Raw genomic sequence first — 22719 nt, 5'->3', positions numbered from 1 at the left:
GAATACAGATGATCGAAATTTTATTGATAGATGATGAGTCTTATGTAACGGGGAGTTTGGAGAAGACGATACCATGGTCCTCCATTGGGGTGAAAAGTGTATATCAAGCTGCTTCCGCCTTTGAAGCTCTAGAGCTTCTTGAGGAAAATGCAATTGATATTGTCGTATCAGATATTGCAATGCCGGAAATGAACGGTTTGGAGCTCATTAAGGAAATCGGCGAGCGCTGGCCCCATATCAAATGCATTTTATTAACGGGGCATTCTGATTTTGATTATGCGAAAAAAGCGGTGCAGCTGCAGGCTTTTGATTATATTTTAAAGCCGGTAAATGATGATGAATTTGTGAAGACCGTGTCAGGCGCGATCGAAGCCTTGAAGGATGAATGGGAGCAAGCTGAAAAATACCAGCAGCTGCTGTATGATCGCAAATCTGATTTTAAAGTGCTGCGCGCCAACTTCATGGTCGACTTAGTGCTCGGCAGACAGCTCTCTCCTAAGACGATACAAGAGAAGCTGACGCAATATGAAATTCCGCTTGCTATCGAACGTCCGACGGTAATGATGCTTGTCCAGCTTGGCAAGCAGTTCTCACATCTAGATTATAGCTCTGTCTCGCTTATGGAGTTTGCTGTAGGAAATATCGCGGAGGAATCGTTCGCTAATGAATTTCATGTCTGGCATTGCAAGGCGCCCCATGAATATTTGCTCATTATGGCTCAGCCGAAGTATGTACCTGGTGAAAAAACTGATTATAGCCTAGAGAGCCGCCAATTGCGCAAAGGCAAGCTGGCTGAAGCAGCGAAGATGCTTCGTACCAATGTAAGCAGCTATCTTAAAGGTGATATTTCGATCGTCGTGACCGATTGGTTTGAATTTCCTGAAGCGATTACGACGGCGTATCGTGCAGGTCTTGGTACTATGTTTATGATTGCAAATGAAGAGCAGCATGCCATTCATTATTTGGAGGATCGAGTAAGCAAAGATAATATTTTCGTCAAATCAATGGAAAGCTTGTATAAACCGCCTACGATTATTACGCTGCTGGAATCGAAGCGCTGGGATGCGGTAGAGCAGAAAATTAAAGATGTTTTTACTGACTTAAAAAATACAAGGCACTCCAGAGAGCATTTATATGAGGTCTATTTGGCGCTGACGAATGCTTTTATGTATATCGCACATCGTCAAGGACAATATGTGTCGCAAATTAATGAGCTAGGCATTGATTTTATTTTGGATCAGACGGTTGTCCTGTCTCCAGATCGGCTTGAGGAATGGTCGATTGGCGTGCTGCGCAAGCTTGAAAGTGAGCTGTCGGTCAATGAAGAGAGCGCAAAGAGCTTCATTGTGAAGCAGGTGCAGGAGATCGTCGCGAACAATCTAAGCAAGGATACGACGGTAAAGACGATTGCAGATCGGGTGTTTTTGCATCCCGTTTATCTCTCGAAGGTATTTAAGGCAGAAACGGGAGAAAGCTTAAGTGAGTGGATTATTGGGATGAAAATGGAGCGGGCACTCTATTTACTTAAAAATACAAATATGAAAATTTATGAAATAACGAGTGAGCTAGGGTATCAGAATCCGCAATATTTTAGCAAAACGTTTAAAAAATATTATGGGATGACGCCTCAAGAGTTCCGTGAGCAATAAACTAGTTGCAAAAGGTGCTGATATGTTCGCATTGTGTCATAGGCTGCAACTGTTGCTGAACCTATAATTAGACATGTAGAACATAATCATGAGGGGGATTACAATGAATACAAAATCCAAAAAACGGTACACGTTTACACTTTGTATGCTTCTCATCGTAGCAGCCATTGTCGGCTGCTCTAATAGCGGCAATAAGGTTGAACCGACGAATACGACGAACGGGAACACTGCTGGAGGAAATGAAGAGAATCCTTACAAGGAGAAGTATGATCCAGCAGTTTCCATCTCAACGGCATGGGGAGTAGATCCAGCGCTTACTTTCCGTGAAGGAGAAACGATCGATAACAACGTTGCAACCAAATGGGCACTTGAAACGCTTGGCATTAAAGTAGAGTCCCTTTGGTCAGTAACGGATACCAATGGAGCCTTCGCTACGAAAATGCGTCTTGCTATGTCTTCAGGACAGCAAATGCCGGACGTTGTCATGATCAACGACAAGCTGCTGGCGCAGGATCTTATTGATTCGGGCATGTTCCAGGATGCTGGAGCGTTATTCGATAAATATGCAGGCGAGAAATGGAAAACGGCTATGAATCTGGATTCCAGCGTGTGGAATTCATATATCAATGACGGCAAGCGTATGGGTATTCCTTTGCTGGATTATGCTTACAATAGCGATTACTTGCTATGGATACGTCAGGATTGGCTGGATAAGCTTAATATGAAGGCTCCAACAACGATTGCTGAGCTTGAAACAGTGATGGAAGCATTTAAAAACAATAATCCACAAGGGCTTGCTCCAGACAAAGTTGTCCCGCTAAGCGTTGGCTTCAAAACGTCAATGAGCACATGGATGGGTGATCCGTCATGGGTATTCGGCGCATACGGCACGCTTCCAACACAGTGGAACGTAGCAGAAGATGGAACGCTTGAATACGGCTCAACAAACCCAGGCATGAAGCAAGGTCTAATAAAACTTAAAGAATGGCGCGACAAAGGCTATATTCCGAAAGAAGCGGCACTATGGGATGAGAACAAAACCTCTGAGCCGGCAGTAGCTGGAACAGCAGGCATTATTCCAGGACCTTACTGGATGAGCGGCTGGCCATTGCTTGATACAGCGAAAAACGTAGAGGGCGCAGTATGGAAGCCTTATGCGATTCCTACAGGTGAAGATGGTACTGCTATGCGTCACGGTACACATTTCGTAAACGGTGTTATTCTGATCAACAAAAATATGAAAAATCCAGAAGCCTTCTTCACTTACGAGAACTATCTATTTGATAATCTAGCTGATCCGCAAGAAGGCAGTCCATTTGAGAATGGCGTATTTGAAGGCTATGATTATGCGCTTGATGCAAACGGCAATCCATTGTATTTGGATGATGTTCCTGGCGGAGCAATAACTGCTCCACTGCGTTACTTCATTGTACGGGACGGCGCACGTATTCCTGACGCACAATTTAAAGCACTGCTTAACCTAGCGGAAGGCAATGAAGCGAAAACCTATCGTGAGAAAGAGGTTGTTGCACAGTATGGTCCGGCAACGGCGCTTGCAGCAACAGTTATTATGGAACAAGAAGACATTTCCAAAAAAGATATGTTTGTAGGACCTGCTACAAAAACAATGAAATCTCGTATGGACTATTTGAAAAAAATCGAAGCTCAAACGTTCAACGAAATTATTTATGGCGCAAAGCCAGCTGAAGCGTTTGATGAGTTCGTGAAAAGCTGGAAATCCTCTGGCGGCGACGATATTACGAAGGAAGTTAACGAGTGGTATTCGAACGTAGCGAAATAATGATATAGCTTGAAATGCGACCTCTTTGGGGGTCGCATTTTTTTTTGAAATATAGGAAAGCAAATCATTTCGCCATACTTTCTCTATATTTCTCCGGAATGAAACGCGCCACCGCCATAAGAATGGCGACAGCCGTTTCACCTTGTTTATTGTTGAAAGTGGTTGTATTTGTGCCATGAATGTTGGGTTTGTTAGCTATTTCGATTTTAGTGACGCTGATATAATTTTGATATAAGGAACGCGGTGCATACGCGCCTCATAAGGGGCTAACGGCGTTCCACATTTCATCCAGCGGGAGGAACAACTATGTCACATCAACAAACGCTAGAACAAGACGGCATCTCAAAATCTGTTGTCAAAACAAAAGGAAAACCGCTGTTTTATTACCTGTTAAAACAATGGCAATTTCATCTAATGGTGCTTCCATCCCTCGCCTTTCTCATTATCTTTGCCTACTTGCCTATGGGTGGGCTCGTCATGGCATTTCAGGACTATAAGCCTTGGCTCGGCCTGACAGGCTCCGAGTGGGTTGGACTGGATCAGTTCCGGTATTTGTTCGAGAGGGAAGACAGCTTGCAGGTCATTTGGAACACATTAATAATAGCCATTTTCAAAATGGTTTTGAATCTGTTTGCTCCGTTCATGTTTGCTATTCTTTTAAATGAAATTAGAAAGCAGCTGGTCAAGCGCTTCGTTCAAACGCTTGTATACTTGCCTCACTTCTTATCATGGGTGATCTTGGGTGGCATACTGACAGATCTGCTATCAACGGAAGGCGGGCTTGTAAATCGTATTTTGACGGGCGTATTCGGAATGGAGCCGATCTTCTTCCTAGGTAATGGAGATTGGTTCCGATTCACTGTCATTCTCTCGGATGTATGGAAGGAATTCGGTTTTGGTACGGTTGTATTTTTAGCTGCACTTGCCAACATTAATCCATCCTTGTATGAGGCGGCTGAAGTGGATGGCGCAAACCGCTGGAAGCAGACGCTTCATATTACAGTGCCTTCCATGATTCCTATCGCAATAGTAGTCGGTACGCTTGCGCTTGGAAACGTACTAAATGCCGGCTTTGACCAAATTTTCAACCTATATAATTCACTCGTCTACTCCAAAGGTGATATTATTGACACCTTCGTATATCGGACAGCGATTCTAAACGGTGAAATGGGCTTCGGAACGGCAATTGGGTTGTTTAAATCAGTGATCAGCTTCGTTCTAGTCGTTATTTCATATCGCTTAGCTTACAAACTAGCCAATTACAGAATTTTTTAAATAAAGGAGGTCATGCTGAATGTATCACAAATCCCCATCCTATCGCGTATTCAATATTTTTAATACCGTTCTGTTGATTGTTCTTGCGCTTCTTTGCGTTATACCGTTGGTGCATGTATTAGCAGTATCACTGAGTGCGAAAGCAGCGGCTGACGCCAACATCGTTGGTTTATGGCCAGTCGATTTCACGCTAGAGGCCTACAAGAAAACAACGAGTAATCCCGTGTTTCTGAGCTCGATGTGGATCGCAGTAAAGAGAACGGTTATTGGTACTTTTTTAACACTAGTATTAGCTTTCTTGGCAGCATATCCGTTATCCAAAGAAAACTCTGCTTTCCGCGGCAGAAATGTGTACGCATGGCTGTTCGTATTTACGATGCTTTTCAACGGCGGACTTGTCCCATTTTATATGGTCATTCAAAAGATTGGCCTTATGGACAACTTCTGGGTGCTGGTGCTTCCAGGAGCGGTCAACGTGTTTCTAACGATCCTTATGCTTAACTTCTTCCGCGGCGTTCCGAAGGAGCTTGAGGAGGCAGCACTCATTGATGGCGCGGGTCATTTTCGTACCTTGTTCAGCATCTACCTTCCTGTTTCGCTGCCGGCTATTGCAACGCTCGCACTATTCAGCATGGTATTCCACTGGAACTCCTGGTTTGATGGTTTGCTGTATATCGGCGATCCGAAGCGCTATCCGCTGGCGACCTTTCTTCAAACGGTCATCATTCAGCGCGATATGAGCTCCATGAGCATAAACCCGGCTGATATGGCACTCATCTCGCAAAAAACAGTGAAATCAGCTCAAATTTTCATCGGCGCGCTCCCAATCCTGATCGTATATCCCTTCCTCCAAAAGTTTTTTGTCAAAGGCTTGGTGATGGGTTCGGTTAAGGAGTAGCTGCAAAAACAAAGAGGCACTCGGCGAATCGCCGAGTGCCTCTTTGTTTGATTTATTAGTTAAGGAGTATCTAAGTGGAACTAGAAACTTACGTATTGTGCGCTGCGCGAGAAGATCATTCTTACGATCGCGGTTGCAGCCAGATTCTATGATTTCCTAAGACATTTAAAGGTAAGAATCCGGCTGCAAAGGCGAACACTTCGTTTCTCCAGAACGATCTTCTCGCTTCGCTTATACTTCATTTTTCAAGTTCAACTTATATGACTAGCACACCCAATCTAACAACCAGAGAAAGAAACACAAAGTAACTAGGATCTAGGATTTAACAAGCGAACTGAAAGCGTGTCCCGCAGGGACGAAAGCGATCCATCCTCAACGTCTCACTAGGCGCATTTGATTAACTTCAACGTTATTCCTCATGCAGGTGTCCAGAGGGCGCAGCGCCTCGGGGCCCTCCCTTGGAAGGGAGGGTTTGGGAGGGTTCGAAACGCCTTTGAAGGTTTGGTAGAAGTCTTTTGAAGGTTGGTAGAAGCCTTTTGAAGGTTTGGTTGATAGAATAAGAGAAGTCTAGACTGCACTTAGTACAATAGAAACCTGACATGAGAGCAGTTTCAAAGGGCTACGTTGTAATATTGCAGCAGAATTAGCTCCAAACCATCGAATATCGGCATAGATTAGGTAATCTATTGTACAAACTACAATGTACGAGAGAAGTCAGGTGAGTAACGTCGTTTACGTTGTACAAAGTGCAGCGTAGTTCCGTTCTGTAGAGCTATACCTGAACGTAACAATCCAACGAGCACGCCCAACCTAACAACCTAAGAAAGAAACACAAAGTAACTAAGATCTAGGATCTAATTAACAAACTGAAAGCGTGTCCCGCAGGGACGAAAGCGATCCACCGCGAACGTTGCACTTGGCGCAATTGATTAACTTCAACGTTACTCCTCGTGCAGGTGTCCAGAGGGCGCAGCGCCTCGGGGCCCTCCCTTGGAAGGGAGGGTTTGGGAGGGTTCGAAACGCCTTTGAAGGTTTGGGTAGAAGCCTTTAAAGGTTTGGTAGAAGCCTTTGAAGGTTGGTAGAAGCCTTTGAAGGTTGGTAGAAGCCTTTGAAGGTTGGTAGAAGCCTTTGAAGGTTGGTAGAAGCCTTTTAAAGGTTTGGTAGAAACTCTCTAAGGTTTAGCAATCGCTTCTAACCGATTGTGCTTCAAATTGCTGATCAGCCGATCAACGAAAAAGGCACCAGCAATGAAAATGAGAAATAGATTCGGGTAACCATAGCGCGAGAAGGCGACGAATGGAACATAGATGACGGTGAAATAGGCTAGTGTAAATAGTAAAAGCATGTAAGGAATATTACGTTTTCTAATGGCACTGATGAGCATAAACAGCAAGCCAATGCTGCCAATTGCCATAGCTACAACATGAGTAGTATAGACGAGTGCAAGAGGTATATCGAACACTGTTCTCCAATAATAAGGTCCGAGATAAAGCCCCTTGATCTTCTCGATCGTGTACCAATTTAAATAGTCCATTGGCTGGTAAGTGAAGCCATATTTCATAATTTTTTGCGCAGTTTCAGCCATTGCGTCGTCTGACCCAACGAATAGACTGGCTCTATCGGCGCCTACATATTCTGGATGAGCATCGAAAAATGGCTTTGCAGGAGCATTATTATTAATTAATGCGCCCAGCAGCATAGGATTTCCTGCCGATTTGGTGAAGGGAATGAACTGATCAAAGGTCACGTAGTTGCGTATCCACCAAGGACAAAGCAGAAGAATCATCGTAACGGAGATTACGGCTGTATGCTTAACGATTGTTTTCCAGGAAACTTTATTGAACAGCCACAAAACAAATAATACAACCGGAAAAAGCCCCGTATGTGGTTTAAAGTAGCAGCCAAGCACAACTAAAACAGCGACAATCACATAATGTTTTGTCTGGTTGCTCTTCAAAGCGAGCAAGCTGAAGCAAATCAGCAGAATGAAGATCGTCCTGAATATGGTCTCAGACAGAATAGCGCCCGAGGAGAAGTAATCTGGCAAATACAAAGCAGTAGCTATCGATGCTATAAGTGCAGCTCTGCTATTAAACATATAATTGGCAATGACAAAAATCAAATAGACCGAGAAAGCTTGAAGCAGAACCTGCAAAAGTCGGAAGGCGATAACAGCGGCTTCGCCTTGTCCGAAAATAAGCATTAACCCAGATAATACAAACGGCATCCCAGGCATAATAAAAGACGATGGAGACTCGCCGCTGTTATAAGCAAGCGTATGCTTGTTCAATAAAATTTTGGCGCTGTTCACGTATTTCACATCATCATTATTCAATTTCTCATAGGAGCCTAACAAAAAATGATCACCATAAATGAGAACTGACGCGGCACTGATCGCGAATACAAGAACAATGATAACGAGCAAAGTGCTTTTAATTGGCTTCGATACTTTACTAAGATTAAACAAAAAAGACACACCTCTCGATTGTATTTCAATTTATAAAACTTTAAAATTGGCCCCTGCACAAGTATAACGTACAAAATACCGAAAATGTTCCGAATTACCCAATAAACAGGTTAATTTTTTTTATGCTTGTAAACGTTCGTACAATTGCTATAGTATCTCCTCTCATAAAATATGACGAGGTGAGAGAACAGTGTATAAGAAAAGATATGCAAGTCGTAATATACGAGGCAAGCTGCGCGTCTGCAGGTACCTATCAGCAAATAGGAGTCTGAAGCAATACGTGCCGCATACCGTTTCGTTTAGTCGAAATCATTTGCAAATGATGCTTAATTACTATGACACACTTTATGTGAAGCCAGATGTGGGCTCGCTCGGTATGGGAATCTTCAAGCTTAAGCGGATGGATTCGGGCTACGAGCTCTACGAGATTGTTGGAAAAAAACAAATGAGTAGAAATTATGCAACGGTTTTTGACGTGTATAGCCATATTAAGAGAGTAAGTTCAAAAAGGCTTATTATTCAGAAAGCGATAGATTTAGATAAAGTAAATGATTGTCCCTACGATATTCGGGCAATGGTCCAGCGAAAGCCAAGAGGCTCATGGGTCTTTACAGGCTTTATGGTTAAGGTAGGTGGGCACAACAAAATCGTTACGAATTATTATCAAGGCGGAGACCTTTATTCGATGAAAAAGCTTGGCTTTGAGCAGGGTTTATCTGAAGATGAGACTGCAAGACGAATGGAAAGGCTTATTGGTGTTGCTATGCAAATATCACGTACATTAAGCAGAAGACGCTCTGGCATGCAAGAGCTAGGCATTGATTTTGCTTTTGATAATGAGCAGCAGCTGTGGGTGCTTGAGGTGAACTCCAACCACCCGCAGTTTCATCCGCTTAAGCAGCTTGATCCAGAAGCCTACAACAAAATGAAATATTTTGCAGCCAGCTACGGCAGACGCGATGCGAAATAATATACTTTGAAAATTCCTGCATTAAGGAAGCAACTCAAGAAACCGTTTCGCTGCAGCGGAGAGTGGAACACCGCGCAGCGTAGCAATGCCGATGCTGCGCGAAGGTAGAGGAGGCTGGAGCGGAATCTCAATAAGCTCGCCTGTGGACAGCTCCTCAATCACATATTCGCGAATGAGAAAAGCGAGCCCGAATCCGCTTCTGGCGAATTGCGCAAGCAAATCGAAGCTGCCCAGCTCAAGCTCAGGGCTCAGCATGGTGCCGGAGGCCTTGGCATATTCATCAAGAAAACAGCGTGTGCTTGCTCCTTTTTCCAGCAGCAGCAAAGGGTAGCTGCTAATCGCCTCAAGCTTCATACCGTCGCTGCCGAGCGCTGCGTATGCACGACCACCAACGAGAATATCCTGAAGCGGCATACTTGTTCGAAAATCAAGCAGACGATCAGCAGCTGGCATATGTACGATGCCAAAGTCGATTTTGCCTTCCTTGAGCAGTGAAATGGTCTCTGGTGTTGTACGATTCGTTACGCGAATTCGAATGTCAGGATAAGCGGTATGAAATTGCTCCAAATAAGGCATTAAATAGTGCTTGCATAACGTATCGCTGGCACCGATGCTAATTTCACCGCTTTGCAGATTGTGCATTTCCGCGAGCATCCGCTCACCGGTTTCCATGAAGCTGTAGGCTTGCTCGATATATTGGAAGAGAACCTCCCCTTCTGCCGTGAGCTTTACTCCTTTGGCCATTCGAAAAAATAGCTGTCCGCCTAATTTAGCCTCCAATTGCTTAATGGTATGAGTTACGGCAGGCTGTGTAATGTAAAGCTTCTCTGCGGCTCGCGACAAGCTGCCTGTCTTAGCCGTCCAATAAAAAACGCGATACCATTCCATATTAACGATCATACCTATTACCTCACCTAATGATTGATATTAGTAATATCAATTATTTTAATGTTTCTCTAGCTATTATAATGACAATAGTAGAGTGAAAACAAGCTTGGGAGGCGATTGGTTTGACGGTGACAGCAATAGTAGGTGCGAATTGGGGAGATGAGGGCAAGGGGAAGATGACGGATGCCTTGGCCGCAGAATCCTCTTATGTCGTTCGTTATCAAGGCGGCAGCAATGCTGGACATACGATTATAAACAGCTATGGGAAATTTGCGCTGCATATGCTCCCATCGGGCGTTTTTCATCCGGAAATTACGAATGTCATCGGTCCGGGGACAGCATTAGATATTGATGTATTGCTGAAAGAGCGGGATGAGCTGCTTGCTAGAGGAGTGCCAGAGCCAACCATTCGCGTATCGGAGAGGGCTCAGGTGGTATTGTCTATTCATCGTTTGTTCGATGAGCTGGAGGAGGAGCGGCTTGGAGCAAACGGCTTCGGTTCCACGAAGCGGGGTATCGCTCCATTTTATGCGGATAAATATGCAAAGCTTGGTGTTCAAGTAGCGGATTTGTATGATGAAGAGCGTCTGCTGCACCGACTTGAGCAATCCTTGGCAGCCAAAAATGTTTTGCTGCAGCAATTGTATAACCGCCAGCCGATCAAGGCTATCGACTTGCTGCCAGAGCTGCTGGAGCAAGCAGAGAAGCTGCGCCCATTCGTCTGTGATACGAGTTCGTTGCTCCATGAAGCGTATCGCAACGGGCAGTCGATACTGCTTGAGGGTCAGCTTGGCGCGCTGCGTGATCCTGATCATGGTATTTACCCTTATTCCACTTCTTCCTCTACGCTGGCAGGCTTTGCGCCGGTTGGCGCGGGATTGCCGCCATATGCGATTACACGAATTATTGCAGTCGTGAAAGCTTATTCCAGCTGCGTGGGAGCGGGCCCATTTGTAAGCGAGCTGTCAGGAGAGGAAGCGGATCAGCTTCGTCGTTTGGGTGGAGATGCGGGAGAATTTGGTGCGACAACTGGACGGCCAAGGCGAATGGGCTGGTTCGATGCTGTAGCATCTCGTTATGGCTGCATGCTGCAGGGGGCGACAGAGGTTGCACTCACCAACCTGGATGTACTCGGTTATTTGGATGAAATCCCTGTATGCGTAGGCTATGAGATAGACGGAAGCCTAATAAAGGAGTCTTTCCCGGTTACAGCAAAGCTCGATCAAGCTAAGCCGGTATTGAAACGGCTTCCAGGCTGGCGTTGTGATATTTCGAAAATTCGCAGCTTTGAGCAGCTGCCAGAGGCAGCGCAGCAGTATGTTCGGTTCGTGGAGGAAGTGATCGGCGTGAAGATCGGAAGCGTATCGGTGGGACCGAATCGCGAGCAGCTTATGACGCTATAACTAAGAGAAACCTCTTGTCCTTAGACAAGAGGTTTCTTCTTACGCGGCGACAAGGTGTAGCTGAAGCTGATTAGAAAATCGATACCTAGAATAACCGCCCAAAGCTGAAGAGTACTCCATAATGCTTCAGTCCGAGCCTCATCGCCGACCATTATGATCATGCCGTACAACAGGGCAGAGCCGATTACAAAGGCGAGCAGATGATGCAGCCATCCATTCCGTTCATATCTTGCATGCTCTTTGCCGTATTTAGGCTTGCGAAATGGAGCAGGTCCGCCAGCAAAGCGGTGTGCGAATCGTTCATCAGCCCATTTGATCATTCTATGTCCATAAGCGATAGACACACCGATGTATACGGCCGCCAAACTATGGGCGAAGGTAGCTATAGCGCCGCCGCGCAAATCAATGACAGTGGCGATAACTAGCGCCAAATCGATCAATGGGGTGCTGTACAGCAGCAGTATACCAAGCTTTTTCAAGCGGAATATATAGCGGCATATTAAGCCGGCAAGCACAAATACCCAAAATCCAATTTCGCAGCTGACAATAAAGGCGGTAATCATGTGAAGATCTACTCCTTCTGTTAAAATAGTGACAAGTCACTTATTGATCAAAAAAATATTCAATATTGAAGGGAATACGCGAACTATGAAAAAGCTGCTCGTCGTTGGAAGCATAAATATGGATATTGTCAGCAATGTGAATGAATTCCCGCTGCCAGGTGAAACGATACCCAGTATAGCTACCTCATTTTTCCCCGGGGGCAAGGGAGCGAATCAAGCGGTTGCGGCGGCAAGAGCTGGTGCAAGCTGCCAGGTGATCGGAGCGGTCGGTGAAGATCCTTTTGCTGAAACACTGACTTCTGCCTTACATAATAATGGAATCGCAACTGATCAAATATTACGAAAAAAAGGAAGTTCAGGTTTCGCTATTATTACCGTTAATGAAAAAGGTGAAAATAATATTGTATTATCCGAAGGGGCCAATGGTCAGCTTTCTGCAGAGGATGCAGCAGCAGGCGTTGGTGATTGGAGGGATGTTTATGCGGTGCTGCTTCAAAATGAAATTCCTTGGGAGACGACGCTATCCGTTATGACTAGCGCCCGAGGCGGGGCAAAGGTGTTTTATAATCCTGCTCCTGCTAGAGAAATTCCTGAGTCTGTGTTTCCGCTTATCGATACGCTTATTATTAACGAGACCGAGGCTGCAGTCGTTTCTGGCTTAACCTTAAACGATCTGACAACAGCTCAGGCAGCAGCAGAGTGGATTTTGGCAAAAGGAACAAGCAGCGTCATCGTAACACTCGGTGAGAAAGGCAGTATTTATAAAAATGCGCAGGGCAATACGGCCATAATACCTGCATTTAAAGTCAGCCCTGTCGATACGACGGCAGCAGGCGATACGTTCTTTGGCGCGTACGCTGCTGCCAGCGCAGAGGGCTTAGCGGCGGAGCAAGCGCTTATGTTCGCCTCTGCTGCAGCTGCTCTTGCTGTTACGAAAGCCGGTGCTCAGTCTTCGATTCCTGATAAGGCTGAAATCGAAGCGTTTCTACGAAGCAACACTAAGCAATAATTTTGGTATTGCCAAAACTAATACCATTAGTTTATTATAAAACTAATGGTATTAGTTTTTTTATTTCGAGGAGGCCGATTGCAATGCGAATGATACGTGAGAAAACGATTGTACAGCTGACCTATTTGCCGAAAATATTTCCGGTTAACTGCTATTTAGTTGAGGAGGAGGACAGCTTAACGCTCGTGGATGCGGCGCTTCCAGGAAACGTGGAAGCTATTCTTCAAGCGGCTCAGCAGCTGGGGAAGCCAATTAATCGAATTGTATTGACACATGCCCATGAGGATCACATTGGCGCTCTCGATGGTCTGAAGGAGCGGCTTCCTGCGGCACAGGTGTTTATTTCCTACAGAGATGCCAAGCTTCTGCAAGGAGATCGCTCGCTTGAGCCGAGTGAGCCTAATACGCCGATTCGCGGGGGTGTGCCGAAGAACGTTCGCACAAGGCCGGATGTACTGCTGCGGGATGGAGATGCTATTGGCTCCTTGCTTGCCGTAGCTTCACCTGGACATACGCCAGGCTCGATGTCATTTCTGGATACTAGGAATAATATGCTGATCGTAGGCGATGCTTTTCAAACAAGGGCAGGCGTTGCCGTATCAGGACAGCTGAGGCTGCTGTTTCCTTTTCCAGCGATGGCAACCTGGGATAAGCATACAAGTCTGGAATCGGCGCGTCGCTTAAGAGCCTTGAAGCCAACGGCAATTGCAGCAGGGCACGGCAATATGGTGCTGAAGCCAGCATTATCGCTGGGTAAAGCAATCGCAGACGCAGAGCGCTCTTTGGCGAAAGCAAGCAGAAAGGGGAGCGCATAATGTCCCCTAGAAGAGGGCTGGATTTGATGGTGATCGTAGAAGCGGCAGCTGCTATCGCGGATGAGCATGGTGTACAGGACGTTACGCTAGCCTCGCTTGCACAGAAGCTCGGTGTACGGTCTCCTTCATTATATAATCATGTGAACGGACTGAAGGGACTTCGCAATCAGCTTGCCATATACGGACTCAAGAAGCTGACCTTGATGATGAATGAAGTTTTGGAAAATAACACTGGCGATGAAGCGATGCATGCGGTTGCTTCTGCTTATATTTCTTTTGCGAGGCTGCATCCAGGCTTGTATGAGCTTACTTTGCGCTCTCCGGATGACGATGATGCAGAATACGTAGCTTGCGCGCAGCAGCTGGTAGAGATGCTCATAAACATGTTAAGTCATTACAAGCTGGACTATGATACTTCCATTCATATTGTTCGAGGCTTTCGCAGCTTATTGCACGGCTTCGCCTCGATCGAGCAGAAAGGCGGTTTTGGGATGTCGCAGTCCCCAAATGACAGTATTAAAATCATCGTACAAACCTATATCAATGGACTTCGCTTCCATCCGCAATAAACAAGAAGACTGCAGCCTCCTTAAGCGGCAGCGGCAGTCTTCATATCATTTAATATGGCTGTTGAATCAAAGCGGCAGCTCCGATTAGTCCTGCATCCTGCTGAAGCTGTGCGGGGACGATAGCGGTTTGTCTGCCAGAAGGATTAAGGGCATGCTTGGATACGTAATCTCTTACTGCTGAGAAAAGCGAATCGCCGACCTGCGATACACCGCCGCCGATGACGATTTTGTTTGGGTCCAATATGTTAATCAGCGATACACAGCCCATGCCTATCGTAGTAAATACACGATTTACAAGCTCTGTCATTTGGGAATCTCCTTGCTCTGCCAGCTCAAACGCTTCTTTAGAGGAAACCTCTCTTCCCAGCAGCTCCGTCGCTTGACGGGCGACCGCAGTGCCTGAGGCGACAACCTCCCAAGGTGTGCCGGCCTCATCCATAATCATAAAGCCTGCATCTCCAGCGTTGCCTGTTGAACCGGTTAGCAGCTTGCCGTGCATGAAGATGCCGGCACCAATCCCTGTGCTGATCGTAATGAAAATAAAGTGCTCGGAATCTTGAGCGGCTCCAATCCATTTCTCGGCGAGCGCGGCAGCGGTTGCATCATTCTCCATTTTAATAGGCAGAGGCAGATGGGCTTTGAGCGCTTCCACGACAGGGAAGCCCCACCAGCTCTTCAGATTAGGCGGGCAAGTCAGCTCGCCTTTCTGTGTATTGAGTGGTCCCGGCGCACCAACGCCTACTCCCTTTAACGAAGCAAGCGATAGTCCGCTTTGCTCTGCAAGCTCTTTAACAGCATCCCCCACACGTGCAATCATAACGGCGGGCTCAACCGTAAGATCGGTTTTTAATGAGCCTTTTGCAATAACGCCTCCTTGCTCGTCCACGAAGCCAAATGCTATTTTTGTTCCGCCAATGTCAATACCTACTGCTATGCTCACGTAATACCCTCCAGTAATATAAAAAGATAGCTATATTGCGCTAAGAAAAAGTCTAACATACTCACGGAAGATTAGGAACATTTAAGCGCAATTGTCGTTGCGGTAAACGATGAAATGCCCCCCTTAATTTCTACTGTACAAAAAGAGGAGACTATAGTAATATCCAATCGAATGAAGTGCAAGAGAGAGAATCCTTTGCGGCGCAAGGGGTCCTATGGTCGTTTGCAATCAACACAGAGAAGAAGGTAGCTAATCCAATGGAATCCGAAGCCAAAGCAAGCTCGCAAATGATGAAACTCGGGATGCCGATGACCGCAAATGTATGGAGAAATGCCCGTATTGATTTGGGTGCCTCGTGTTTGTTCAGCCTATTTAATGTCGTAATCAATCAGTTTTATATCGCATTTGCGCTTCAGCAGGGAGCAAGTCATTTTCAAGTGGGCCTATTATCGGCTGCACCTGCAGTGGGCTTATTATTTTCTCCGTTTTGGGCTAGCTGGATCGAGAAAGTAAACAATCCCAAGCCATTCGTCATTCTACCGAATGCAATCGGAAGATTGCTGCTGCTGCTGCCTGCATTTTTTGCTTATCCATCGGTCTATGTTGCGACAGCTATTCTATTTCAATTGCTAATGGGTATACAAGCACCGGCGTATGCGGCTTTGGTATCACGTATGTATCCATCCGATTTGCGTGGAAGATTAATGGGGTATGTTCGAGTCGCCATGGGCATTATTATGATTCCGCTCGCTTATTTTGTTGGCAGCTGGTCGGATGCCTTCGGCCCGTCGGGGCCACTTATCGCAGCTTCCATAGCAGGCTTTATTTCAATTGGATTATTCAGCACGCTGAAGCTGCCTGCTCAGCAAGCAGCAGCAAAGCCTTCTCTTCTGAAAAAGACTAGCCGCTTTCCATTGCAGGAGCAGTGGAAGCTTGTGAGAGGAAATAAGACGCTTGCCGTTTTTCTAGCGGCTACTACATTATCAGGCTTCGGCAATATGCTTGCAATTCCGTTGTATCAAATTATTCAGGTTGATGTGCTTGAGCTGTCCAATTTACAGATCGGTTATGCACGTGTTGCTTATTTTACAGCGCTGCTGCTCACCTTCTGGATCGCGGGTTGGATGATTGATCGGATTGATATTAAATATACATTGCTTTTCGGAATCGCCGCCTATGCCATCGTGCCGATGATTTATGGTTTATGGGGAGGCTATGCTGCGGTTATTACGGGAAATGCGCTACAAGGAATCGGAGATGCGATTTGGGATATCGGCATTTTGGCTTTTGTTTTTCGGTTAGCGCCGGGGCGGGAGGCGATGGTTTTTGGATTGCATCTGATGCTGTTCGGTATTCGCGGCAGTCTTGGCCCAATTATTGGCTCATCGCTGGCGAGCAGCGTGTCTATACCATTATTGCTAATCATTGCGTCCATCTGCGGGTGGATCGGGACATTACTGTTTCTATCGGGTAATTGGAGGCGAGGATTACATAAATCGTAGTATTCAGCGAGCTTTCAGTTTTCGTTCATCTCTCGTTCATAATAGGATGCTAGAATTATTTTACACCTAAATAATTTGAGATATATTCCTAGGAGATGAATGATATGAACAAATGGAAAGTCATGCTTAGTGTGGTTGTTATTGCTGCTGCTTTGGCAGGCTGTGGAGTACAGGAGGAGCAGACAACTGCCGAGGGGCAAACGGGTACGCAAGGGACCGCTGAGCAAAATGGAGGAGCTGGCACAACGCAGTCGAATGGTGCTGGCCGCGGCATGGGCATGATGGGCGCGCAAGCCGATCTCATGGGGAAAGTGAAGTCGATTGATGGGCAAACGATTACCCTTTACAAGTCTGCGATGGGACAAGGCGGCGGTATGCCTCCAAGCGGCGATGGCCAGCAAATGCCGGAGGGCGGAGAGCCGTCCGCAGATGGTGAGCGTCCGGAACGTCCAGAAGTACCAGCAGGTGACGGTACAGCAACAGAAGGCGATGGCACAGCACCTCAAGGCGGCGGTCGCATGAACATGGAATCGATGTTCACAGACGAAACGGTAGACATTGAAGTAACGGATACGACAAAGATCGTTACGATGACGTTTGAAAACGAGCAAATGGTAGAGAAAGCCATTGCGCTTGCGGATTTAAAGACAGATGATATCTTATCTGTGATGCTGGTGGACGGTACCCAGCAAGCGGAGTCGATTACGATCACGACGGGTGGCTTCGGCGGAGGCGGAGGAGGCAGACAGCCACAGCAGCAGACCGCAGACAAATAAATGAAAAAAGGATGTCTTGGAGAGGCTTAATGCCTTCTAAGACATCCTTTTTTTGTTTGTTTGTGTTATTGTGCGATCCAAAAATATGTCCATAACATCTATAAATGCGGCATGTGTTTAGCAAGCCCCTCCGTATATGATGAAATTACGGAAGACAAAGCGTCTATCCAACATCATTTTTAGGGGGATAAAAAAATGAGTAAAGTACGCAATAAGTTCTCAATGCTGCTTCTGATGGTATCAATTGTTGCTTTAATTACAGCTGGCTGTGGCGGCAACAACAATGGCGGGAGTAAGGAGGCTAATGGAGGCAAAGGCGCAACCACCGGCAAAAAGACAGACATCTTGTTCTGGTCGCCGTTCTCCGGCTCTGACGGTCCCTTCATGAAAAAGATCGTAGACAAATATAACGGCTCGCAGGATCAATATAAAGTGAATTTCATCATTCAGCCGAACGGAGAATATTACAAGCAATTGGACGTTGCACTGAGCACCGGCAAAGAAAGTCCGGATCTTATGATCATGCACGTTGACCAAGTACCTACTTATGCCAGCAAGGATCAATTGCAGCCGATTGATGATATGGCTTCCGTCGCAGGCATCAATAAAGCTGATTTCGCTGACGCGGCAGTTAATTATTCCACGATTGATGGCAAATGGTACTCCATTCCGCTAGATATTCATCCGCTCGTTATGTACTACAACAAAGATTTGTTTGAGAAAGCGGGCATAGCAGCAGCTCCGACTAACCGGGCAGAATTTGATGACGCAGTGCAGAAGCTGACGGATAAGAGCAGCGGCGTTTACGGCTACACAGTTCCAACAACATGGCCGCAGCAATTCATCTTCCCAACACTAGTATGGCAAAATGGCGGTGAGCTATGGAACGGTACGGATGTTGCCTACAACTCTCCAGAGGCTGTTGAGATGGTGCAATGGCTGCGCGGGATGGTAGATAGCGGCATTTCTCCTGGAAATGTTCAACAGGACGGGGAAAACACATTGTTCCTTCAAGGTAAAAACGCTATTCAATTTAACGGTCCTTGGATGAAATCACAATTTGACGAAGCAGGCTTGAATTATGGTGTTGCTCCAGTTCCGCAAATCGGCAAGGCGAAGCATGCGGTATTCGCAGGCTCTCACGGCTTTGTCGTTCCACAAAGCGTAACGGATGAGAAAATTACGGCTGGTATCGGCGATTTCTTGAAATATGTATCAACGAATTCGATGGACTGGGCGGAGTCGGGCCAAGCGCTGGCATCGAAGCCGATGATCGAAAGCGACGCATTCAAAGCGCTTGAGTTCCAAAACAGTGTGGCATCCGCATTTTCTTATGTGCAATTCGCGCCAAACGTATTGAACTGGGGAACTATCTCCGAGCCCATTTGGGGCGAGCTTAACAATGCGTTGTTAGGTAAAAAGGATGCACAAAAAGCAATGGATGATGCAGTAGCAAAATCGCAGCAAGCACTTAAAAAATAAATGAAGCAATCATAATCAAGTAACGAGGAAGGTGGGAATAGCAGAGGCCATTCCCATCTTCCCGGTTACGCTTGCTTGATGTTGAAAATACGTAAAGCGTCAGGAGGGCTCCGGTTGAAGACCAATTTCACGTCACGCATGACATCCTTTTTGTTCGTAGTGCCTTACTTAGCTGCGTTTGGCATATTTCTTTTGTTTCCGATTTTGTATGGCGTATATCTCAGCCTCCATAATTTTGAGCTTTTATCGAAGGATCATGAGTTTGTTGGACTGGCCAACTATATCAAAATCTTTACGCCTGGAACGTATATCAGTGATATTTTCTTCAGAGGCTTATGGGTAACGGCACAATTTGTTCTGTTCTCCGTTCCGCTTTTAATTATTGTAGGTCTATCGCTTGCTATGCTGATCAATGCACTGCCATCCAAAATTCGCGGTCTATTCCGCACCTTTTACTTCCTTCCCTATGCCTTGTCGGCTTCGGTTATGGCTGTCATTTGGCTGATGATGTTCGACACCAATGCTGGATTTTTGAACAGCATGCTGGCGAAGCTCGGCATTACTGGTATTCCATGGCTAACGGACACTCCGTGGGTGTGGGTTTCACTCATTATGACCACATTATGGTGGACCATCGGATTTAATATGATTATTTTTATTAATGCTTTGAATGAAGTGCCTGAGGACTTCTATGAGGCCGCTTCGATAGATGGAGCGAGTGCTTGGGACAAATTTACGAAAATTACGCTGCCGTCGATACGTCCAGTTATGCTGTTTGTCATGATTACATCGACGATTGCTTCCTTTAATATCTATGCGCAGCCTTACTTGCTAACACGCGGTGGACCTGGTGATACAACAAGGGTTCTTCTTATTAACGTACTGGATCAAGCCTTCGCCCGCAAAGAGGTCGGTTCAGCCTCGGCCATGGCGATCGTTATGGCGCTGCTCATCATTATCATTTCGGTCGTACAGTTCAAGCTTACGAGTGGCAGAAAGGGAGAGGTATAGATGGTAAAAACGAGAAAGCTTTGGCTCGTTGTGCTGGCCGTTATCGTTGCGATATTTTTCCTGCTGCCGCTCATTTGGATGGTTTCAACTGCATTTAAAAATGATTTTGAGGCCTTGTCTGGCAAAATGAACTTTTTCCCGCTTAAACCGACAGTCGATAATTTTGTACAGGGCATTAACGGTGAATTTATGAACGTTCCGATCCTTCGCTGGATTATGAACTCGTTATTCGTTGGATTGATCGGTACAGCTATCGTTCTTATCATTGATTCGATGGCTGCTTTCGCGCTGGCAAGACTTCCAGATTTACCGCTTCGCAGAATTATGTTGTCTATGTTCATTGCATCGCTCATGATTCCTGGCGTACTAACCTTCCTGCCTATGTATATGGAGTTTAATGCACTGAATTTAATTAACACCTATCCTGCGCTTATTTTGCCGGCAACAGCTGGAGCATTCGGTGTTTTTCTGCTCTATCAGTTTTTCTCCGCCTTTCCGAAGGAAATCGAAGAGGCTGCTCGTATTGACGGTGCAAATAAGTGGCAAATCTATGCTCGCATCCTTTTGCCATCCGCTGTTTCAATTATGGTTACACTGGGAATCTTCACATTTATGGGGATTTACAATGACTTTGTATGGCCCCTTTATGCGACGACTTCACCGGAAATGCGAACGATTACGGCCGGTATAGCAATGATGGCAACTGGCAGCTATACACAAAGCTACGGCAAGCTAATGGCGATGACGACGATTGCGGCACTCCCAGTTCTCATTGTTTTTATAGTTGGACAACGCGCGTTCGTGAAAGCTATTACGCAAACGGCTGTGAAATAACAGCAATTTTATCCATAAGGCAGAGAGAGAGACCTCATAGGGTCTCTTTCTGCACATTAGCGAATGTAAGCGAGGGAAAATCATATGAGCCAAAAAAATAAGCGGATATTAAATCTTTTTATTATTGTTGCAGCATGCATAATCATTAGTTTGATGGGGGTTTGGATAATGGGAAAAACCAATCATGACTCAGAGACAGCTAAAGCATATAATGGGCATGGCGGAACATTTAAAAATACGTTGGCGCCAATCGATACGCCAGATCCGAGCATCGCCTATCACGATGGCTATTATTATATGACTTTTACGCATAATGGAACGGATATTATGATCATGAAATCAAGAACGCTGGACTTCAATGGAGCTGAGCGCAGGGTAGTATGGTACCCGCCTGTCGATACGATGTATTCGGCAAATTTGTGGGCACCGGAAATTCAGTATTTACAGGGCAAGTTTTATATTTATTTTGCAGCAGATGACGGAGCCAATGAGAATCATCGCATGTATGCGCTTGAAGCCGAAACAAATGATCCAATGGGCAGCTATTCCTTTAAGGGACAAGTGACGGATGCGACGAACAAATGGGCGATTGACGGTCTTGCGCTTGAGCATGAGAACCAGCTGTATTTCGTGTGGTCTGGCTGGGAAGGCGATATAAATGTAGAACAGAATACGTACATCGCGCCAATGAGCAATCCGTATACGATCAGCGGACCAAGAGTGCTGCTTAGCAAGCCGGATCTGGAATGGGAAAAAGCCGGCGGTCCTCCGTATATTAATGAAGGGCAAGCCATTTTGAAAAAGGATGATCGTATATTTATTGCCTATTCTGGAGCAGGAAGCTGGACGCCGTTCTATAGCATAGGTCTGCTCACACTAGCGGCTGGCGCTGATCCGCTTGATGCCTCCAAATGGACGAAAGCCGCAGAGCCGCTTATGAAAATGGACAGCGATGCCGAGGTTTATGGGCCTGGCCATAATACTTTTGCATCTTCACCTGACGGAGAAGAGGACTTCATTGTTTACCATGCAACGAGCGGCCAGAGCGATGGCTGGAACAATCGTAAGGCACGTGCAGGACGGATAGAATGGAATGCTGATGGCATGCCGATCTTTGGCAGTCCGTTGTCGCTAAACACAGCGATTGAAGTGCCAGCGGGTTCAGGATTTTTCCAAGCAGAGCATGCTCTGGTCGAGGGAGAGGACAATATCATCTTTAGCGGCATCCCATCGGCCTTGGACACAGATGTTCCTCTTCTGCTGCAATATAGCAATGAAGAAGGTGAAGAACTTCGTGTACAGATCACTGTGAATGGTGAAGCACAATCAGAAATGATACTTCCAGCTACTAAGCCAAACGAGCTCGGTTATGCTTATGCCGTAATTACTGTGAAGGAAGGCCATAATAAGGTTGGTATTATGGGGCATCAGGCAGCCAAGCATATACTGGCCATTGAGGTTCCGCGTTTTGAGGCTGAATATGCGCAATTTTCTTTGGATAGCGAGCTCAGGGACAACCCTGAACGTTCAAATGGCCGCTCTGTCGTTATTGAACAAGGGGTGAAGGAAGCCATTCGATTCGATTATGTGAAGGTGCCTAACAAGGGAACCTATACCGTGCGCATAAAAGCAGCCAATATTGCAGGCAGCGATGTGCCGCTTGAGCTATCCGTTAATGGGGAACGCGCTCAGAAGCTGACTGTTCCAGCAGGTGAACGTGGTCATTTGGCAGAGGTATTATTAAATGTTAAGCTGAATGCTGGCCCAAACTCATTGTTATTCGGCAATGCTTCAGGGGCAATTGAACTGGATTGCATAGACATTATTTCGGAAATCAAATAATCTGATCAAATATTCAAACGCAATG

At 46.0% G+C, this 22719-nt stretch carries 19 protein-coding genes; 15 read left to right on the top strand and 4 right to left on the bottom strand.

Translation table 11 applies throughout. The annotated features are described in order from the left end of the window. Positions 1-8: 8 nt before the first annotated feature. From MHI37_RS23005 to MHI37_RS22990, 4 genes are all read left to right on the top strand, one after another. Positions 9-1649 carry a response regulator gene (locus MHI37_RS23005; RefSeq protein ID WP_076339956.1) on the top strand — a complete coding sequence of 547 codons (1641 nt, stop codon included), beginning with the start codon at positions 9-11 and terminating at the stop codon, positions 1647-1649. Between the two features lie 103 nt (positions 1650-1752). Beyond that, on the top strand, positions 1753-3450 hold the full coding sequence (locus MHI37_RS23000; protein ID WP_076339957.1) for an extracellular solute-binding protein: 1698 nt from the start codon (positions 1753-1755) through the stop codon (positions 3448-3450). A gap of 414 nt (positions 3451-3864) precedes the next feature. Beyond that, on the top strand, positions 3865-4725 hold the full coding sequence (locus MHI37_RS22995) for an ABC transporter permease subunit (RefSeq protein ID WP_076339959.1): 861 nt from the start codon (positions 3865-3867) through the stop codon (positions 4723-4725). 19 nt (positions 4726-4744) lie between these two features. Further along, complete coding sequence (locus MHI37_RS22990) at positions 4745-5623, top strand: carbohydrate ABC transporter permease (protein ID WP_076339958.1); 879 nt, start codon at positions 4745-4747, stop codon at positions 5621-5623. A 1171-nt stretch (positions 5624-6794) separates the two neighbouring features. Here MHI37_RS22990 and MHI37_RS22985 read toward each other — a convergent pair. Then, positions 6795-8090: a glycosyltransferase family 39 protein gene (locus MHI37_RS22985; protein WP_076339472.1), complete on the bottom strand. Its 1296-nt coding sequence runs from the start codon at positions 8088-8090 to the stop codon at positions 6795-6797. Between the two features lie 190 nt (positions 8091-8280). On the opposite strand from MHI37_RS22985, the gene MHI37_RS22980 reads away from it, so the two are divergent. Continuing rightward, entirely contained in the window at positions 8281-9060 is a 780-nt protein-coding gene (locus MHI37_RS22980) for a YheC/YheD family protein (RefSeq protein WP_076339473.1), read from the top strand. A gap of 21 nt (positions 9061-9081) precedes the next feature. Here the strand turns inward: MHI37_RS22980 and MHI37_RS22975 are convergent, their stop codons facing one another. Beyond that, the gene (locus MHI37_RS22975; RefSeq protein ID WP_076339474.1) at positions 9082-9960 is read right to left on the bottom strand and encodes a LysR family transcriptional regulator; all 879 of its coding nucleotides are present in this window, start codon (positions 9958-9960) and stop codon (positions 9082-9084) included. Between the two features lie 110 nt (positions 9961-10070). Here MHI37_RS22975 and MHI37_RS22970 point away from each other — a divergent pair, with 110 nt between their 5' ends. Beyond that, positions 10071-11351, top strand: coding sequence for an adenylosuccinate synthase (locus MHI37_RS22970; RefSeq protein WP_076339475.1), 1281 nt, complete (start codon positions 10071-10073; stop codon positions 11349-11351). Between the two features lie 20 nt (positions 11352-11371). Here MHI37_RS22970 and MHI37_RS22965 read toward each other — a convergent pair whose 3' ends face one another. Continuing rightward, entirely contained in the window at positions 11372-11914 is a 543-nt protein-coding gene (locus MHI37_RS22965) for a hypothetical protein (protein ID WP_076339476.1), read from the bottom strand. Positions 11915-11999: 85 nt separating this feature from the next. Between MHI37_RS22965 and rbsK the strand changes: the two genes are divergently transcribed. The 3 genes from rbsK to MHI37_RS22950 all read left to right on the top strand — a co-directional run bounded on the left by rbsK (position 12000) and on the right by MHI37_RS22950 (position 14307). Next, positions 12000-12923, top strand: coding sequence for a ribokinase (rbsK, locus tag MHI37_RS22960; protein WP_076339477.1), 924 nt, complete (start codon positions 12000-12002; stop codon positions 12921-12923). An 83-nt stretch (positions 12924-13006) separates the two neighbouring features. Beyond that, the gene (locus tag MHI37_RS22955; RefSeq protein ID WP_076339478.1) at positions 13007-13738 is read left to right on the top strand and encodes an MBL fold metallo-hydrolase; all 732 of its coding nucleotides are present in this window, start codon (positions 13007-13009) and stop codon (positions 13736-13738) included. Continuing rightward, on the top strand, positions 13738-14307 hold the full coding sequence (locus MHI37_RS22950) for a TetR/AcrR family transcriptional regulator (RefSeq protein WP_076339479.1): 570 nt from the start codon (positions 13738-13740) through the stop codon (positions 14305-14307). The genes MHI37_RS22955 and MHI37_RS22950 overlap by 1 nt, the downstream gene beginning before the upstream one ends. Positions 14308-14356: 49 nt before the next feature. Here MHI37_RS22950 and MHI37_RS22945 read toward each other — a convergent pair whose 3' ends face one another. Continuing rightward, positions 14357-15247: an ROK family protein gene (locus tag MHI37_RS22945; protein ID WP_076339480.1), complete on the bottom strand. Its 891-nt coding sequence runs from the start codon at positions 15245-15247 to the stop codon at positions 14357-14359. Between the two features lie 257 nt (positions 15248-15504). Here MHI37_RS22945 and MHI37_RS22940 point away from each other — a divergent pair, with 257 nt between their 5' ends. From MHI37_RS22940 to MHI37_RS22915, 6 genes are all read left to right on the top strand, one after another. Continuing rightward, positions 15505-16749 carry an MFS transporter gene (locus MHI37_RS22940; protein WP_076339481.1) on the top strand — a complete coding sequence of 415 codons (1245 nt, stop codon included), beginning with the start codon at positions 15505-15507 and terminating at the stop codon, positions 16747-16749. A 104-nt stretch (positions 16750-16853) separates the two neighbouring features. Then, positions 16854-17525 carry a hypothetical protein gene (locus tag MHI37_RS22935; RefSeq protein WP_076339482.1) on the top strand — a complete coding sequence of 224 codons (672 nt, stop codon included), beginning with the start codon at positions 16854-16856 and terminating at the stop codon, positions 17523-17525. A 195-nt stretch (positions 17526-17720) separates the two neighbouring features. Further along, positions 17721-19007: an ABC transporter substrate-binding protein gene (locus tag MHI37_RS22930; RefSeq protein ID WP_076339483.1), complete on the top strand. Its 1287-nt coding sequence runs from the start codon at positions 17721-17723 to the stop codon at positions 19005-19007. Positions 19008-19121: 114 nt separating this feature from the next. Continuing rightward, entirely contained in the window at positions 19122-20018 is an 897-nt protein-coding gene (locus MHI37_RS22925; RefSeq protein WP_144023797.1) for a sugar ABC transporter permease, read from the top strand. After that, positions 20019-20852: a carbohydrate ABC transporter permease gene (locus MHI37_RS22920; RefSeq protein WP_076339485.1), complete on the top strand. Its 834-nt coding sequence runs from the start codon at positions 20019-20021 to the stop codon at positions 20850-20852. Positions 20853-21020: 168 nt separating this feature from the next. Continuing rightward, positions 21021-22694: a family 43 glycosylhydrolase gene (locus MHI37_RS22915; protein WP_256710695.1), complete on the top strand. Its 1674-nt coding sequence runs from the start codon at positions 21021-21023 to the stop codon at positions 22692-22694. Positions 22695-22719 lie beyond the last annotated feature (25 nt).

Origin of the sequence: Paenibacillus sp. FSL H8-0548 (genome assembly GCF_038630985.1) — a bacterium.
Classification (GTDB): domain Bacteria; phylum Bacillota; class Bacilli; order Paenibacillales; family Paenibacillaceae; genus Pristimantibacillus.
Note: the sequence above shows the minus strand (reverse complement) of the source record. Positions and strands in the feature narration are given on the sequence as shown.

Bases quoted from the DNA above. Each gene is read 5' to 3' on its own strand.
- MHI37_RS23005 (WP_076339956.1), top strand. From the start codon at position 9: ATGATCGAAATTTTATTGATAGATGATGAGTCTTATGTAACGGGGAGT.
- MHI37_RS23000 (WP_076339957.1), top strand. From the start codon at position 1,753: ATGAATACAAAATCCAAAAAACGGTACACGTTTACACTTTGTATGCTT.
- MHI37_RS22995 (WP_076339959.1), top strand. From the start codon at position 3,865: ATGGTGCTTCCATCCCTCGCCTTTCTCATTATCTTTGCCTACTTGCCT.
- MHI37_RS22990 (WP_076339958.1), top strand. From the start codon at position 4,745: ATGTATCACAAATCCCCATCCTATCGCGTATTCAATATTTTTAATACC.
- MHI37_RS22975 (WP_076339474.1), bottom strand. From the start codon at position 9,960: ATGATCGTTAATATGGAATGGTATCGCGTTTTTTATTGGACGGCTAAG.
- MHI37_RS22965 (WP_076339476.1), bottom strand. From the start codon at position 11,914: ATGATTACCGCCTTTATTGTCAGCTGCGAAATTGGATTTTGGGTATTT.
- rbsK (WP_076339477.1), top strand. From the start codon at position 12,000: ATGAAAAAGCTGCTCGTCGTTGGAAGCATAAATATGGATATTGTCAGC.
- MHI37_RS22955 (WP_076339478.1), top strand. From the start codon at position 13,007: ATGCGAATGATACGTGAGAAAACGATTGTACAGCTGACCTATTTGCCG.
- MHI37_RS22950 (WP_076339479.1), top strand. From the start codon at position 13,738: ATGTCCCCTAGAAGAGGGCTGGATTTGATGGTGATCGTAGAAGCGGCA.
- MHI37_RS22940 (WP_076339481.1), top strand. From the start codon at position 15,505: ATGGAATCCGAAGCCAAAGCAAGCTCGCAAATGATGAAACTCGGGATG.
- MHI37_RS22935 (WP_076339482.1), top strand. From the start codon at position 16,854: ATGAACAAATGGAAAGTCATGCTTAGTGTGGTTGTTATTGCTGCTGCT.
- MHI37_RS22930 (WP_076339483.1), top strand. From the start codon at position 17,721: ATGAGTAAAGTACGCAATAAGTTCTCAATGCTGCTTCTGATGGTATCA.
- MHI37_RS22920 (WP_076339485.1), top strand. From the start codon at position 20,019: ATGGTAAAAACGAGAAAGCTTTGGCTCGTTGTGCTGGCCGTTATCGTT.
- MHI37_RS22915 (WP_256710695.1), top strand. From the start codon at position 21,021: ATGGGAAAAACCAATCATGACTCAGAGACAGCTAAAGCATATAATGGG.